This window comes from Faecalimonas hominis, from assembly GCF_054660755.1.
In genome coordinates this window covers 1-14641 of the sequence record NZ_BAAHSH010000009.1, presented here as the reverse complement: position 1 = coordinate 14641, position 14641 = coordinate 1, and the positions used below count along the sequence as shown (strand labels likewise).

General features: G+C 36.1%; 15 protein-coding genes and 4 pseudogenes. 2 read left to right on the top strand and 17 right to left on the bottom strand.

Translation table 11 applies throughout. The features are described 5' to 3' along the window. Window positions 1–20 precede the first annotated feature (20 nt). The 7 genes from ACYQ35_RS01465 to ACYQ35_RS01435 form a co-directional block, all read right to left on the bottom strand. The gene (locus ACYQ35_RS01465) at window positions 21–224 is read right to left on the bottom strand and encodes an excisionase (protein WP_004613735.1); all 204 of its coding nucleotides are present in this window, start codon (window positions 222–224) and stop codon (window positions 21–23) included. A gap of 313 nt (window positions 225–537) precedes the next feature. Next, window positions 538–771: a helix-turn-helix domain-containing protein gene (locus ACYQ35_RS01460; protein WP_032509628.1), complete on the bottom strand. Its 234-nt coding sequence runs from the start codon at window positions 769–771 to the stop codon at window positions 538–540. Further along, window positions 756–1076 carry a sigma-70 family RNA polymerase sigma factor gene (locus ACYQ35_RS01455; RefSeq protein ID WP_231300504.1) on the bottom strand — a complete coding sequence of 107 codons (321 nt, stop codon included), beginning with the start codon at window positions 1074–1076 and terminating at the stop codon, window positions 756–758. The genes ACYQ35_RS01460 and ACYQ35_RS01455 overlap by 16 nt, the downstream gene beginning before the upstream one ends. 394 nt (window positions 1077–1470) lie before the next feature. After that, window positions 1471–2106 carry an ABC transporter ATP-binding protein gene (locus tag ACYQ35_RS01450; RefSeq protein WP_021423054.1) on the bottom strand — a complete coding sequence of 212 codons (636 nt, stop codon included), beginning with the start codon at window positions 2104–2106 and terminating at the stop codon, window positions 1471–1473. Window positions 2107–2119: 13 nt separating this feature from the next. Further along, window positions 2120–3565 carry an ABC transporter permease gene (locus ACYQ35_RS01445; RefSeq protein ID WP_021423053.1) on the bottom strand — a complete coding sequence of 482 codons (1446 nt, stop codon included), beginning with the start codon at window positions 3563–3565 and terminating at the stop codon, window positions 2120–2122. A 3-nt stretch (window positions 3566–3568) separates the two neighbouring features. Next, complete coding sequence (locus tag ACYQ35_RS01440; protein WP_021423052.1) at window positions 3569–4792, bottom strand: ABC transporter permease; 1224 nt, start codon at window positions 4790–4792, stop codon at window positions 3569–3571. 11 nt (window positions 4793–4803) lie between these two features. Then, a complete protein-coding gene (locus tag ACYQ35_RS01435; RefSeq protein ID WP_118437789.1) occupies window positions 4804–5298 on the bottom strand; it encodes a chitinase in 495 nt (164 codons plus the stop codon). Between the two features lie 193 nt (window positions 5299–5491). Here ACYQ35_RS01435 and ACYQ35_RS01430 point away from each other — a divergent pair, with 193 nt between their 5' ends. Beyond that, window positions 5492–6178, top strand: coding sequence for a response regulator transcription factor (locus tag ACYQ35_RS01430; RefSeq protein ID WP_117580019.1), 687 nt, complete (start codon window positions 5492–5494; stop codon window positions 6176–6178). Then, window positions 6172–7464: a sensor histidine kinase gene (locus ACYQ35_RS01425; RefSeq protein WP_074034324.1), complete on the top strand. Its 1293-nt coding sequence runs from the start codon at window positions 6172–6174 to the stop codon at window positions 7462–7464. The genes ACYQ35_RS01430 and ACYQ35_RS01425 overlap by 7 nt, the downstream gene beginning before the upstream one ends. Before the next feature lie 45 nt (window positions 7465–7509). On the opposite strand, the gene ACYQ35_RS01420 is transcribed toward ACYQ35_RS01425, so the two are convergent. From ACYQ35_RS01420 to ACYQ35_RS01375, 10 genes and pseudogenes are all read right to left on the bottom strand, one after another. Next, a complete protein-coding gene (locus ACYQ35_RS01420) occupies window positions 7510–7734 on the bottom strand; it encodes a hypothetical protein (RefSeq protein ID WP_117636799.1) in 225 nt (74 codons plus the stop codon). Continuing rightward, window positions 7731–9098, bottom strand: a complete 1368-nt coding sequence (locus ACYQ35_RS01415) for an MATE family efflux transporter (protein WP_117636798.1) — start codon at window positions 9096–9098, stop codon at window positions 7731–7733. Before ACYQ35_RS01415 ends, ACYQ35_RS01420 begins: the two co-directional genes overlap by 4 nt. Further along, window positions 9091–9948 carry a GNAT family N-acetyltransferase gene (locus tag ACYQ35_RS01410; RefSeq protein WP_009264279.1) on the bottom strand — a complete coding sequence of 286 codons (858 nt, stop codon included), beginning with the start codon at window positions 9946–9948 and terminating at the stop codon, window positions 9091–9093. The genes ACYQ35_RS01415 and ACYQ35_RS01410 overlap by 8 nt, the downstream gene beginning before the upstream one ends. Window positions 9949–10126: 178 nt before the next feature. Further along, the gene (locus ACYQ35_RS01405) at window positions 10127–11038 is read right to left on the bottom strand and encodes a conjugal transfer protein (RefSeq protein ID WP_118437790.1); all 912 of its coding nucleotides are present in this window, start codon (window positions 11036–11038) and stop codon (window positions 10127–10129) included. 16 nt (window positions 11039–11054) lie between these two features. Beyond that, window positions 11055–11300: pseudogene (locus ACYQ35_RS01400) on the bottom strand (C40 family peptidase); the annotation flags it as partial. 314 nt (window positions 11301–11614) lie between these two features. Further along, window positions 11615–12271: an ABC-2 transporter permease gene (locus ACYQ35_RS01395; RefSeq protein ID WP_117636864.1), complete on the bottom strand. Its 657-nt coding sequence runs from the start codon at window positions 12269–12271 to the stop codon at window positions 11615–11617. After that, a pseudogene (locus ACYQ35_RS01390) lies at window positions 12271–13134 on the bottom strand (ABC transporter ATP-binding protein). Before ACYQ35_RS01390 ends, ACYQ35_RS01395 begins: the two are co-directional and overlap by 1 nt. Window position 13135: 1 nt before the next feature. Next, window positions 13136–13513, bottom strand: a complete 378-nt coding sequence (locus tag ACYQ35_RS01385) for a GntR family transcriptional regulator (protein WP_117636866.1) — start codon at window positions 13511–13513, stop codon at window positions 13136–13138. A 285-nt stretch (window positions 13514–13798) separates the two neighbouring features. Continuing rightward, window positions 13799–13924, bottom strand: a pseudogene (locus ACYQ35_RS01380) (YdcP family protein); the annotation flags it as partial. Beyond that, window positions 13914–14641 (bottom strand): annotated as a pseudogene (locus ACYQ35_RS01375) (MSCRAMM family protein); the annotation flags it as partial. The pseudogenes ACYQ35_RS01375 and ACYQ35_RS01380, both read right to left, overlap by 11 nt.

Sequence of the window (14641 nt, the reverse complement as noted above, 5' to 3'; positions counted from 1 at the left end):
ATATCTACGGCTCAATGACATTAGATTTCGTCCAATGTATCTATGATTTTTTCAAATTGTTTTCGCTTAATCTGAATACGATTACCGTTCACGATAACCCAGCCAGCGTCAATATTTTCTTCGGCTAATTTACGCAATTTCTTTTCGCCAATGCGGAAGTATTTAGACGCTTCTTCAATCGTCAGAGTATATTTTTCCCAGATAGGCACATCAGTATTGTTCATAATCTATGCACCCCCTTTACTGTGTGTCATTTTTTACAAGCAGGCAGACGGCTTTGGAAAGCTCCGTTGGTATCTCAACCATTCCCATTCCTGTGGGCAGAACCGCACCATGCGGACGTATCATTATTCTGTGAGGATAGGTCGTGGCAAAGCGACTTTTCCAACGGTCGCTCTCGGATCACTGCATGGGTCGCTCGCTTTCTTTTGGAAAGGTCATGGCGTACAGTCCCCGTGGCTTGCTATCTCACAAACGTATCTGTCTGCTTTATTCAGTTGTCAAAGACCAGACGGGCATAATCAATCCCGATATGAATTAGAAGCGTTTAATATCAAAGTTTAAGATTTTACGAATAATCGCTTCTTTGATAAAACCTTTCATTTCCAAATCTACCGCAAGACGCAAGTTGTTGTTATCATCGTAAAACGGACGCATACAGCACTGATTGATAAATGGGTCGTAAAACTCCAAGATTTTTGAAATAGCTGTTTCGTCGCCGTCGCATGCTTTGGAAATAACCGTGAAAGTCGGTGTCAGCTCTTTTGGCATTTCTCTTTTTCCTCCTCAATCAGTTGCTTTAGCTTGTCGAGTGCTTGTATTCTGCATTTTGTTACATTAGCTCTGGAACAGTCAAGCATTTTTCCAATATAAGTGTCCGTGTCCCCAATGAAAAAATACTGTAAAACGATATTACGCTTTCGTTCTTCAATAGCTTTCAATGCACGAGCCAGTTGTTCATCTTCGATTGACACTTTTTCGCCACAGACTTCAAATACTGCAACATAATCCGTAGAATATGTATCTTCTGTGCCTATGGAATTTAAGAGGTCGTCCATAATTTCGGCGAATGGCATTTCTTTTTTCTCTGAACGACGTATCGCTCGATAGAAGTCAATCGCTCTATGACGTATAACTGTTTTAATAGCACAATCGAATTGATGACAGGTTTTTTCTTGTAGTTCTGACGGTTTTATTTTCCTCACCTCCTTTCGCTAGTCGAAAAGAGGTGTCTGCCCCTTTTCATATATACCGCGTTGAAAGTGGGGTACAGCGTAACCAAAATCAAAAAAAACTTAAAAAATTTTTTTCTGGCATGAAAAAAGCCCGCACAAAACATATAGTCTGTACGAGCCTTTGAAACTGTATTGTATTTAGTTCTTATAACAATGCCGTTAGGGTCAAATTGATTGTGTCGAGGTATATCTAAAATATTCCATAATGACAGCTCCTTTACGGCACTATTCTTGTTTATTCAGACAGAAAAGAAATTGCACCGTTTTTAATTTCTAAGATTTCGTCGGCTTCTTCTGCCAAATGCTTACTGTGTGTAACCACAACAACACATTTTCCTAATTCATGTGCAGTCTTTTTCAGCAAAGCAATGATTTCATCAGCGGTAGTTTCATCAAGATTTCCCGTCGGTTCATCTGCCAAAAGTACATGAGCGTCGCTGGCTAATGCTCTTGCAATCGCTACACGCTGTTGCTGTCCGCCAGATAGTTGCAATACATTTCTCTGCCAGTATTCTTTTCCAATACCGACTTCTTCCAATAATTTTTCAGCATTTCCACTACCACCTAATTTGACATTTTCAACCGTTGTCAAATAATCAATCAGATTATAATTTTGAAATACCAATGAGATATTATGCTTTCTGTGGTAATTCAGCCCTTTTTTTGTAATATCCTCGCCATTGCAAAGGACAGTCCCTTTTACTGCTGTATCTAAGCCTGCTAACAACGATAAGAGTGTTGTTTTTCCTGCACCACTCGGACCGATAATGGTATAAAAGATACCCTCCTCGAAAGTAGCAGATACATTATTCAAAATGGTTTTATCTTTTTTTGTTTTGTAAGCATAGCTTACATTCTTTACTTCTAACATTTTCGTCGTCCTCCTAACTCATTTCCGATAAAATATCTTTCGGGTTTCTCTTTAGTATTACAATTCCAGATACCAGAACAGAAGCCGTTATCAACACAAGAACACTTACACCGTCCAACAGATACATTTCTGGTGTAACCTCTACGCTGATACTCTGCACGTCCTGCTTTGGTGCAACGTATTCTGTGGATACTTTTCCCTCATTATTCTTTTCTTCCTCTTGCATTTGCTGAACCTGCTGTGATACCAGATAATTTGCCGTTACTTTGGAAACAGCAGGAGCGACAGCAAAGGATAACATAAGGGAAAGAACAGTAATCATAATCGCTTCGCTCCAAATTTGTCCGATAATTCTAAATTTCGGAACACCGAGAGATAAGAAAATACCGACTTCCTGCACTCGATTTTTCAGCCAGAACAGAAATACTAAAACAAGGATAACAAAACTTGCAACAGAGATTACCAATATCATCATTTCGCTTACTTTTGCTAAATCATTGAAGTTTGAGGACATGGTTTCGGAATTTCCGTTATTGTCAATCAAATCATATTGCTCCCAATTGATGTCTACTTTTTGCAGATTTTCTTTTACTTCGTCGTAAGCTTCCACATCTTCCACTTTGAAATAGGCTCTTTCATATAATGGACTTGTTTCACCCTCTGCCTTTTCTGGAAATCTCAAATCTGTAAATATTACATTTTCCGAACGGTAAGTATCTCCCTGCATAAGTGGGGACATCTTTTGATCCACTTGATAAATTCCAACAATCTCAGCTTCTGATACCTTTGAATTTTCAGTATCGTGGTAATCATTAAAAGAAATCTTATCGCCGATTTTCAGATTATTTTGCTTTGCCAGTTCCTCTGAAATGACACACATATCTTTATCCTCTGGGGTTATCATTCGTCCCTCTTTGATATGCAGGTTTCCAGATAAAACATTTCTGTCTAGTTTCATATCTTTGTTTCCAATTAAACTTACACCGCCAACATCTGCATTCTGGTCTACATCTTTATCTTCAATCCTTTTGAAATTTACAGGGTTTACGGGAGTTGTTACTGTTGTAATATTGTAATCAGCAATTCCTTTTGCTTTTGCCAATTTCTCAATGTCTTTTATATCTAAGCTTTCAAATTCATTTGTTGTCCAGCCTGTCCAAGTCTCCACACCATTGATAATCTCTTTTTCCTGATGGTAGCCACCAAAACTACCTTCCTTATCATTACCAATCTTTTCTGAGTATTCACGAACTCGCTTTGTTCGGTACTCTGCATTTCTTTCTAAAAGAAAGCCTGCACCTATGGCTTGTCTGGTTTTGTCCTGCACCTCAATACTGGCATTTTTGCTCGCCACACCTGCAAGAAGCAAGGTACTGATTGCAAAAACAATCAACAATAAGAGAATACTTTTTACGGGCTTTCTGAACACAGAACGCCTTGCCAATCCAAAAAAATTCATGTACTATCCCTCCATTTTTGCTAATATATCTTTTGGGTTTGCTCGTAATATCGGAAGAATGGAACAGCACAATGCCACCAAAATAACTGCACCGCCTAAAAGGAACAACATTCCAATATCTTGTATCTGCAAAACCACTTTCAGATTTTCTGTTACTGTTTCTGAACCGGTAATGACGTTTTGCAAAACGCCCGAGAACAATTTACCAATGGCTGTTGCTCCTAAAACCGAAAGTGTAAATACACTGCCTGCTTCTAATAAAGTTTGCAGGAAAATTTCACTTTTTGTCTTGCCGAGGCTCATAAAGATTGCCACCTCTTTTTGCCTTGTCCGCATCCACATACATAACAGCAGGGAAACAACAACAGTACCAGTTACCAATGTAAGTACCAGCATAAGATTTGCCACCTTACTGATTTGCTCTAATGGAGCAGACATCTGTTGATAAAGGGTATCAGACGTGCTAAGTGCTACATCATTTCCGAATATTTTTTGCAGGCTGGTTTCCAGCACATCTAATTTTTCTGGTCTTTTTGAGTAAATGCAGATTTTTTCAAATTCAGCTTCTTTGAACAATTCTTTATAAGTACTGTTGTCAATAAAGATTTGATTTTCTATTCGATTGACTGCGGTAGTTTCTGACGGCTGGTCTTTTTCCGCATTTCCTGCGGACATGAAAATTCCAATAATCTGAACAGATACTTTTGTTCCGTTTTCTGTACTTAATTCAATCGTATCTCCAACTTTTAGCTCATTTTGATTTGCAAGGTTCGCATTGATAACAGCACCCTTTTTCTCACGCTTGATATAATCGCCAGAAGCTAAGCGGTACTGCATTTCTGAAAAAGGGCTGTCCTTTTCCAAATCATCATAGGAAAGCAGTGCTATTTTCAAATTTTCCTCATTCGTAGAAGTATTGAGCGTAACGGGAGCAAAATTATTCGGAAATACCTCTTGTCTACCAATGCGGTTGATAGACGAAACATCTTCTAGCGTTTCAATCTTGTTTACTTCATTCTCTGTTATCTTGCTGTCCTTACTTGTAATTTCAACCACAATCTTAGAGTTTGTCTTTTCCTGCATGGCTTGTTTGGACTCATTTGTAGTCCTTAAAATCATGCTTGTACCTAAAATCATACTGTTTACAAGTATCAAAACAATCAACAGAAGAATGGTTTTCCCTTTTTTTCGCTGTAAATAGCGAAAACCAAGTTGATAAAACTTCATACTTCACACCTCTATTCCCAATGGGCTATGACAACCTTTGTTGCATTGAAATGATTTGTGTCTGCAAACTCTCCATAGAGATATACATTTGATTGTTTCTTTACATCGGAGATAGAACCCGTCGTTACATTCGTAACACCAGAGTGGGCACTTACTGTGGCAATGACAAATTCACAATCTGGGTTATAGGTTACAGAAACAGCATTGTCTTTATTTTCCAGTCCCGGTGCTTCTGATTTTATCCCTGCTCCCCCCTCAATTTCTTTTGCTTGACTTACGGAACAACCATTGTCTGTAAATTCCAAAACACTTCCTATCAAATTAGCAGACTCTAATATGTCGTTTTCTTTATTTTCTGAAGAGCCATTTGCATTTTCTTCATTCGTATTAGAATTGACAATAGGATTAGACATATCTGGCTTCTCATCTGGACTTGCACCACACCCCGTCAATGCACAGATACATAATCCAACTGCTACAAATTTACTGATGTTTGTTTTTTTCATTTTGTATTCCACCTTTCTTATTCGATATGCCACTATTGTAAAAGCAAACCATTCTAAAAATCCTGTAAAAAAGCAAGAAAATCATCATCATTTTTTAGAGGATTTTTACAGACTTTTCTGTTATACTGTCTATAATTAAAGCTTCTTGGACTGCTAATGTCCAAGATGATATATAGAAAAGGATTGATACATTATGAAAATACTTCTTCTGGAAGATGATTTAGAGTTATGTAAAAATATAAAAATTTCGCTGGAAAAAGAAAACTATATGGTTGATTGTTGCAATGACGGGGAAACTGCTATGCTGTATGCCTTAAATACAGACTATGCTTATGACCTTGCCATTGTAGACCGTATGTTACCGATTATTGACGGTTTAACAATCATAAAATCTATGCGTAAAAAAGGAATATCTATCCCTATCCTTATCATTACTGCCATGAGTACCCTTGATAATCGGGTTGAGGGTTTAGACGGTGGTGCTGATGATTACTTAGTAAAACCATTTCATATCAAAGAATTGCTTGCAAGGGTTCGGGCGTTGACAAGGCGACCTGCCAATATCCAATTATCTCCCAAATTACAATATGGAGATTTAACTTTCGATAAAGACAGCAGAACCTTATCCACACCAAATAACTCTCTTTTATTAACTTCAAAAGAAACCGAGTTGACTTTTGTATTTATGCAGAACCCAGAAACACTATTTTCCCGTGAACAGCTAATCCTTAAAATCTGGGGTAGTTCTTCCGAAGTAGAAACTGGCAATGTAGACAGCTACATTTCTTTTCTGCGAAAACGTCTAAAGGAGTTAAAAAGTTCCTGTAAAATAACAACGGTCTACGGTGCAGGGTACAAACTGGAGAAAGAAACATGTTAAATAACTTATACCGAAAACTTCATATTCTGTTTGCAAGTTCTGTTATGCTGATTATTACCCTTGTGATTTTCTTTGTTGTTGCGAATACGGTTTATACGGAGAAAATCAACGAAAGTACCTTGTTTCAAAGATTAACAACCTTGCTGATTTATCAAGTGGAAAGTGCTTCTTCGGATATGGATAAAGCACTCAAAGCCTACGAAGAAAGTTATCATATTTTTTCCTTGATTAGCGATACAAAAGGGAATACCATTTATCAAAGTGATTTTCCATTTCCAACTTCTGCGGACAAGCTGTTGCATGATGTAGAAAAACAGATTTCTACACAGCTATTATCACAAACAGAAAGCACCACAACTTCACAAGGCGGTTTTCTGGAAATAAAAGGAAAACATCACGATACTTATTTTGTTATTCCTGCTACAATTATGACAGCAAATGATACCGTATATCATGGGACTTTTTTTTATCAGACAGCCAACTTAACGGATATTTTACAAAAGACATTACCGATATATCTTCTTATCTGGCTTTTGGCTTGTATCGTTGTTATCATACTAACCCGTTATCTGCTGAAAAAGTCTTTTGCCCCAACAGAACGAATATTGCAAAGCCAAAAAGATTTTGTTGCAACAGCTTCCCATGAATTAAAATCTCCACTAGCTGTTATGATTTCCAACACGGATATGCTTCTTGATGATGTTTCCTTAAACGAGCAGGCAAAGCAAGCCTTACAGACCATAGATTTTGAATGTATGCGGTTATCCCGTTTAGTCAAAGATATGTTGCTTCTGGCTTCTTCCGACGCTAAAACATGGACATTGCATAAAAGTACAATCAATGTAGATACCTTGCTCATTACGTTATATGAAACATACGAACCCGTCTGCATGAAGCAGAATTTAGAACTAAAACTGCATTTATCCGAGGAAAGTTATCCTGCCATGCTTACCGACAAAGACCGATTATTTCAAATCTTGTGTATCTTTATGGATAATGCCATTCAACATTCCAAGAATAATTCTTTGATAGAGATAGAAGTAATCGCCACCGAAAAGAATATTGCTTTTTCTGTGGTAGACCACGGGCAAGGCATTTCTGATGAAGATAAGCAGTATATCTTTGACCGATTTTATAGTGGCGACAAGTCCCATGCTAACAAAGCGAATTTTGGACTGGGACTAAGTATCGCCAAAGAATTAACCCAAATGCTGAACGGTACTATCACTATTAATGATACTGTTGGTGGCGGTGCTACCTTTACTGTTAAATTTCCTCTGAAATAGATTAAGGCTTGCAGATCATACAAAATGTATGGAGCAAGCCTTTTTTCAAATCTTTGTCTTTTTGGTAATCTTGTAAATATATTCTTCTGGGGTAGGGCGTTTATTACCAAAATATTTTTTGAAATTTGCCTGCACCTCTGGGTCTGGGCTGTTCATGGCTTCATCAATCGTTGCTTCAATATTTGCCCGAACATCAGCCAATGACATACCACCCGCCCTTGCACCAGCTTTCAATGCTTTTTTTATATCTCGTTTTTTAAGTCCTATCATAATAACCTTTCTGTATTTTTTTCATAGCTGTTATTCTGATTATTCCACGAAAGCCAAAGACGAAAATTCAAATATAATGAAATACATAGTGTTAATATTTCGGCAATGGGAACAGCCAACCATACACCTGTTATTCCAATAAACTGTGGCATTATTAACAAGCCTATCATTATAAAGCCAAATGTTCTTAAAAAAGAAATCAAAGCAGATAGCTTACCATTAGATAATGCAGTAAAAATTGCTGATGAAAATATATTGAAACCCGAAAAAAGAAAACTAAATACAAATATCATAAACCCGTTTATTGCAATTTTATATACCGCTTCATTTGTCCCAGTAAATAAACGTACCAAAGTATTTCCATTTATAAAGGATAACGCAAAAATAAATAATGAACCTACAAAAATGAAAGAAATACAGATTTTATATATTTTCTTTAATCCATAATAATTGTTTGCTCCAAAATTATAGCTAATGACTGGGGCAACCCCCATTGAAAAACCAATAAATAATGTTGTAAGCAAAAATTGTGTATATATAATTATAGTAATAGAAGCCACACCATTTACACCTAATAAATTCATCATTGTGCGATTGAAAAAGAATGTAGTAATTGCCGTTGAAAGCTGACTAACCATTTCTGATGAACCATTTATACAACTTTCTCCAAGTACTTTAATGTCTATAATAGGTTTTACAAAAGACAATGTTCCCGATTTTTTACAAAAGACAATTAGCCCCGTAATTGCGGGTATCAAATAACCAATTCCAGTTCCAAATCCTGCACCAGCAATCCCCATGTCAAATATAACCATAAAAAGATAATCAAATACGATATTCATTACACCAGCACTTACAGAAAGAACAAGTCCTAAAGTTGGTTTTCCTGCTGTTACAAATAAATTTTGAAATAGTACCTGCAACATACTTGCAGGTGTAAACAGTAAAATAATAGTTAAATAGTCTTTACAATATGGAAATAAAACCTTATCAGCTCCAAGAGCATATATAATTTCATCAATAAAGATAATTCCTAGAATGAAAATTACTACTCCCAAAATAAAACCAAATAAAATAAGTAGTGTAAAATCTTGTTTTGCTCGTTTGGGTTCTCCTGCCCCCATTTTTCTTGCAACTATGGCACTACCACCCGTAGCTATCATTGTTCCCAATCCTACTATTAAATTGATAACAGGACAAACAATATTGATTGCTGATAAAGCATTTGTATTGACAAATCGTGATACAAATATGGTATCTACAATTGTGTAAAGCCCCATAAATAACATCATGGATATGGTCGGGAAAGCAAATTTTAATAAAGACCCAGTATTAAAATCTTTTGCGAGAGGATTACTATTCATTTGTACTACCCCCATTTTTTGAAAATAATACTAATTTTTGTGTAGGATAACCAAATTCAACTAATAATTCTGCTTCTGCAAAGCCTAATTCTTTGTAAGTCTTACGATACCCCGTATCAGCTTTGTCGCCCTCACGAAATGTTGTTACAGAAATGTCTTTATCAACTAAAAGTTCATTCATAACCTTATCTAAAAATAATTTTGCAATACCACATTTACGATATAACGGGTGTACTCCAAAGAAATCAATACTTCCCGTATGATAGTTAATAGACATCAAAGCAATAGCAATAGTATTATCAGTTAAAATCAACACTCTTTGCTCTAAAATACCTCTTTCTAATTCTGTTAAGTATTCATTCTCGTTCAAATTTGGAAAACCGTCTATTACTAAATAAGCTAGTTCTAGGCAGGCAGGTATATCTGTTGTTGTAGCAAATCTGATATTTTCTTCCATTTCTTGTTGTGATAATTTTTGTTTAACTGTCTGTATCAAATCAAATCTAAGCTGTAACGGATAAAATTCTTCGTTCATTCGATATTCGTTAGGCGTTTTCTTATACATCTGCTTAAAAATATTTGTAAATGCCTGCTGACTTTCATAACCAGCAATAAGCGAAATTTCAAGAATAGATTTATCAGAAAACACTAAAAGTTTTGCAGACTCTGTTAATTGTCTGCGTTGTACATAGTCATGTATAGACAATCCAACAGTTTCGACAAACATTCTATGCAAATGATATTTTGAATAACCAACACCCATCGCAATAGAGGATAAGTTCAGTTTTTCTGTGAGATTGTTTTCTATGTAATTGATAACCGTTATAATGTTTTCAACCTTATTGACCATTACAGCACCCTCCTTTCAGCTTAGATTATAATAAATAGTTTTCTTCAAGTTTTAATATATATTGCGGTTTTTGCGTGAATTACTATTTTAGCGTATTCAGAACTATTTGTGAACATAATTCGATGAAAATGTAGTTTGCAAATCATATTTCTATGACATGCAAACTACTTCTTGTGATTTATCCTACAATTTTCCAGTTACTATCCTTATGTAGTACAAGCTCATACTGTGATACCTGCGTAGCCTTTGTCTGATTATCAAGGAATTTCACAGCTACTTTAACTTTTACATTGTCCCCGTCCTTTGTAAAGATAGAGTTTACCAGTTCAGAATAAAGATAGTCCCTGCCGATAGGTTCAATCACATTTCCAGATACATAATAGGCAAGTTCTTTTTCTGTGGCTGTTGGATAGAGCTTAAAGAATGTTTCCAGAAAAGCGGTAGCGTCATTGACAGTATCAGCGTCTACGCTTGTGTCTGCTTCTGGTGTCTTAGGCTCATAGTCTGATTTTTCGATTGCTGGTGCAAGGGTAGGGTTCTGAACAATTACCATATCCCCGTCAGCGTCCACATGGACTTTTACCGTATAGGTTGCCTTGACCGCTGTTGTCTGTTCTCCCTCTTTTATCTGCTGATCTACTTCGTAGGTAGCAGAAAAAGTGTCCGTTCCCGACTGTTCAATACTCCATACAATCACATCTGTAACTGTGGAGCTGGTCGGTATATCGGTTCTAATGGTATCTATATTCAAGTCCTGCAATTCCTTTGTCAGATAACCGCTGATTGCCTGCGTCCTTGCTTCAATCGCTTCTTTGCTGTTATTCCATGTGTAATAGGACTTTGCAAAATTCTTCACGAAATTTTCAATCCCGTTGGTGTCATGCAAGCGAAGCTCTATGATTTCTTTTTCATGGGTCGTGTGCTGGTCGATAGCGGTAAAATTCTTATACACCCCAAAGCTCACGCTTGCGATAAGCACCACCCACAACGCAATCACGGTTTTCTTATGTGTGCCTACCTTGACAGTACGCACCTTTTTTTCTTTTGGTTCTTTGATAGTTTCTGTCTGTTTCTTATTCTTCTTAAACATATTTTTCAAGTCCTTTCTATTGTTTTACTCGTCCTGCACCGATTAAGTGCTGTTGCCAATAACTACTATTTAAGTCTGCATATCCTATCGGATTGCCTGCATGGTACATCTGGTTATTTCCCACATAGATACCGACGTGGGTTACATACGAACCAGCGTTATAGGTAGAATGGAAAAAGACCAAGTCCCCAGCTTTTGCCTGCGAAAGTGGCAAATGTTGGGTTGCGTCATACTGGGCTTGTGCCGTTCTCGGTAAGGAGATGAGCTGTTTGATATTCAGTAGCAAAAAAACCGCCACAAATACAAACAGAAGCGTCCCTATGGAAAAATGATAGACAAGGTGCTTGTCGCTGGCTCTGATACGGTGTCCTTTGTTCCAAATCTTACGCATAAAGCAATCACTCCTTTCCGAATACGAAAAAAGCTCACACAAAATATATAGTTTGTATGAGCTAAGACATAAGATATTTATAAAAGTAACACGTATTTTATTATTAAATAATTCTTTGATTTAATTAAATTATTCTACATCCAATATCCCTTAAAAGTATTCTCCTCAATCAAAAGAAAGTCTATTCAAAATTCTTTTGAAGAAAAAATAAATGCCGATAATAAATAGGAGCATACATACGAAATGCTGGTAATAATCGCAATTACAATTAAACTTATATAATATGTTGTATCAGACACATTTCCAGCAATAAATGTATTTATTAAAAGACTTATTCCAACAATAACAGCAACAGAAACAACCAAACTTATGATTGCAGTAATTTCAATTTTTTCCACGCCCAAAAAATAATGGAGTGGATAAAAAAATGAACCAATAAAAATCGCCAAGATACCACCGCCTAAAATAAGTGTAACCGCATCTCGAAAGCCATAATAAAAATACTGATTGCCGTGTATGATGACTGTAAGAAACATGAAGAATGTAACGATTGCCATTCCACCTATACACCAACACAAGTGAATGATATAGTAACTTTTAACAATATCGTTTCTCCTAACTGGCAATGAAATCTTGTATTTATCCCATTTGGATAAAGTTTCTTTTCTCATACATAAAACAACCAATAACAAAAGTATCGGTGTAATAGATAGAGAATAAATACTTAATAAGGAAGCACTACCCGTGATTGAAACAATAATTCCCAATATAATAGCAAGAGGGAATAAAAGTTTTAGATTTTCAATTACCCCTATAAAATTGTTTTTCAAAAGTCCTTTCATCAATTTTCCCCCTTTACTAACAACAACATAATTTCATCAATCGTTGTATGGTCAATAATAATTTTTGGATATTTTCTTCTAGCTTTTTCAATATCAGAAACCAAAACATCTATCTGATAATCTCTTTTACGATAAACCAGTATATCTTCTGTATCCAAAGATAAAAAATTCTTATCAGAACATCTCTAAATTGCATAATTGTAAATGAGCTTATCTTTTGTTTCAGTAAGAATAATCTTGCCTTTATGGATAAAAGTAATATAATCAGCAATTCTCTCTAAGTCGCTAGTAATATGAGAAGATAAAAGTATTGAATGATTTTCATTTTCTACAAACTCTAAAAAAATGTCTAATATTTCCTCACGCATTACAGGGTCTAATCCGCTGGTTGCTTCGTCAAGAATAAGCAAGTTCGGGTGGTGAGATAATGCAACAGCGATTGCTAGTTTCATTGTCATACCTTTAGAGTATTTTGAAATTTTTTGATTACTATTTAAGGAAAATTTTTCTAAATATTTATTAAACAAAGTAATATCCCATTGTTTATAAATTCCTGCCATAATATTTGATAGTTGTTTTGCCGACAGATAATTCGGAAAATTATCGCCGTCATATACTACACCTATATTTTCTCGGATATGTATATCATTGTCATTCATTTCTTTTCCAAAAATCTCTATCGACCCTTTGTCTTTTTTGAGAGTATTTAAAATACATCCGATTGTTGTTGTTTTCCCTGCACCATTTTCTCCCACAAAGCCCATAACTGTACCAGTTGGCAAATCAAATGTAACATTATCTAAAGCAAACTCTGAACTGTCATATTCTTTACAGACATTTGATAATTTTAAAGCATACTCCATATTATTCATCCTCCATGTAAAAAAGTGTTAGTAATTCTTGTAGTTTAGAAAGTGAAATATTGTTTGTACGTCCGATTTCTGCGGCAATTTGCAAATGTTCTTCTGCTATGCGTTGTTGTTCTTCTTGATAAAATTCTTTGTTTTGAGCAGATACAAAACTGCCTCTGCCTATTGTAGTTTCAATAAAACCATCACGCTGTAAATCTTCATAAGCCTTTTGAACTGTGATTACACTTACATGAAGCGACTTTGCCAAAGCTCTCATTGAGGGAAGACTATCTCCGGCTGTCAATTCTTCGCTCATTATCATTGCCTTAATTTGAGAAGTTATCTGTTCATATATAGGCTTATTAGCATTATTGCTAATAATAATTTCCATATCTCACCTCATTTTAAAATGTACTTTTTGTATAAGTACATTTTAAACACTTTTACAGATTTGTCAAGAAGAATTTATACTTCTCAAATTTGTGCTAACATTCTTATTTGATATTTTAGCGTGTAAATCTTAATTGAAATACACGCTTTATCATCATTTATCTAACAATTTTCCAATTACCACCCTAATATATTACAAACTCATACTAGAAGAAATATATTGCTTACATATTAGACTCCATAAAGTAAAATTCAATTTTCCTTACAAAAACATAAAAAAATGGTGTTACTTTTTCGGTTGTCCCTGCGGTGTATGGTTCTGTGGACTGCCTGCGTTCTGGTTGCCTTTATTCTTCAACACAATATCCTCTGCCTTTACATACCAGTCCACATCTGCACCCGTATAAGCCTTTTATCTGTTCGGACTTATCGCCAGCCTGCATATATGCACCGTCTAACAAGTAGCCGTTTGGAGCTTTTGTTTCTTCAACGGTTAGCGTTCCAAGTGGAAGAACGGCTTTTCCGTCTTGCATATAGAAGCTGTCGCCAGATACTTTGTATGTGTCCGCTAATTTTGTGATGTAATGAGTTGTTCCGTCGCTGTTTGTTTCAGCGATTGTCTTTGTAACCCATGTACGAGTAGCTTCGGCAGGGAGATTGTCTTTATTATAGAAGCCAGCATAATACTTCCACGTAAATTCTGCACCTGCTAGAGAAGCGTTTCCCTGCGGATTGTCTTTCTGTGTTTCCATATCAATCTTGAAAAGCTCAATCAACGTGTCCGTTACTTTTGGCGTATCTGATACTTTCAAGGTTGCTGTTTCGCCAGCTTTGATTGTCAATGGATAAACTGTTTTATCCACTTTATATCCTGCTGGTGCAGAAAGTTCCTTGATATAGACTGTGCCAGCTTTTACTTCTGCAACGTCTGTATTTCCATTTTCATCAGTCGTAAGGGTGGCAAGCTGTTTCGTGCAGTCCTTATCAGAAAAGACACCATAGGTCGCACCTGCAATAGAGTAATTCCCGTTACCGTCTGTAATGCTGGTATTATTGGAAGTCTTTTGCAGTTTTGCATTTCCGACATTCAGTTTCGCCCAGAATTGTCCTAATTCCTGCCCCTCGCCAG

Coding starts and splice junctions, on each gene's coding strand:
- ACYQ35_RS01420 (WP_117636799.1), bottom strand. CDS start 7,734: ATGATAGGACTTAAAAAACGAGATATAAAAAAAGCATTGAAAGCTGGT.
- ACYQ35_RS01435 (WP_118437789.1), bottom strand. CDS start 5,298: ATGAAAAAAACAAACATCAGTAAATTTGTAGCAGTTGGATTATGTATC.
- ACYQ35_RS01455 (WP_231300504.1), bottom strand. CDS start 1,076: ATGCCATTCGCCGAAATTATGGACGACCTCTTAAATTCCATAGGCACA.
- ACYQ35_RS01450 (WP_021423054.1), bottom strand. CDS start 2,106: ATGTTAGAAGTAAAGAATGTAAGCTATGCTTACAAAACAAAAAAAGAT.
- ACYQ35_RS01440 (WP_021423052.1), bottom strand. CDS start 4,792: ATGAAGTTTTATCAACTTGGTTTTCGCTATTTACAGCGAAAAAAAGGG.
- ACYQ35_RS01385 (WP_117636866.1), bottom strand. CDS start 13,513: ATGGAAATTATTATTAGCAATAATGCTAATAAGCCTATATATGAACAG.
- ACYQ35_RS01465 (WP_004613735.1), bottom strand. CDS start 224: ATGAACAATACTGATGTGCCTATCTGGGAAAAATATACTCTGACGATT.
- ACYQ35_RS01415 (WP_117636798.1), bottom strand. CDS start 9,098: ATGAATAGTAATCCTCTCGCAAAAGATTTTAATACTGGGTCTTTATTA.
- ACYQ35_RS01395 (WP_117636864.1), bottom strand. CDS start 12,271: ATGAAAGGACTTTTGAAAAACAATTTTATAGGGGTAATTGAAAATCTA.
- ACYQ35_RS01410 (WP_009264279.1), bottom strand. CDS start 9,948: ATGGTCAATAAGGTTGAAAACATTATAACGGTTATCAATTACATAGAA.
- ACYQ35_RS01445 (WP_021423053.1), bottom strand. CDS start 3,565: ATGAATTTTTTTGGATTGGCAAGGCGTTCTGTGTTCAGAAAGCCCGTA.
- ACYQ35_RS01430 (WP_117580019.1), top strand. CDS start 5,492: ATGAAAATACTTCTTCTGGAAGATGATTTAGAGTTATGTAAAAATATA.
- ACYQ35_RS01405 (WP_118437790.1), bottom strand. CDS start 11,038: ATGTTTAAGAAGAATAAGAAACAGACAGAAACTATCAAAGAACCAAAA.
- ACYQ35_RS01460 (WP_032509628.1), bottom strand. CDS start 771: ATGCCAAAAGAGCTGACACCGACTTTCACGGTTATTTCCAAAGCATGC.
- ACYQ35_RS01425 (WP_074034324.1), top strand. CDS start 6,172: ATGTTAAATAACTTATACCGAAAACTTCATATTCTGTTTGCAAGTTCT.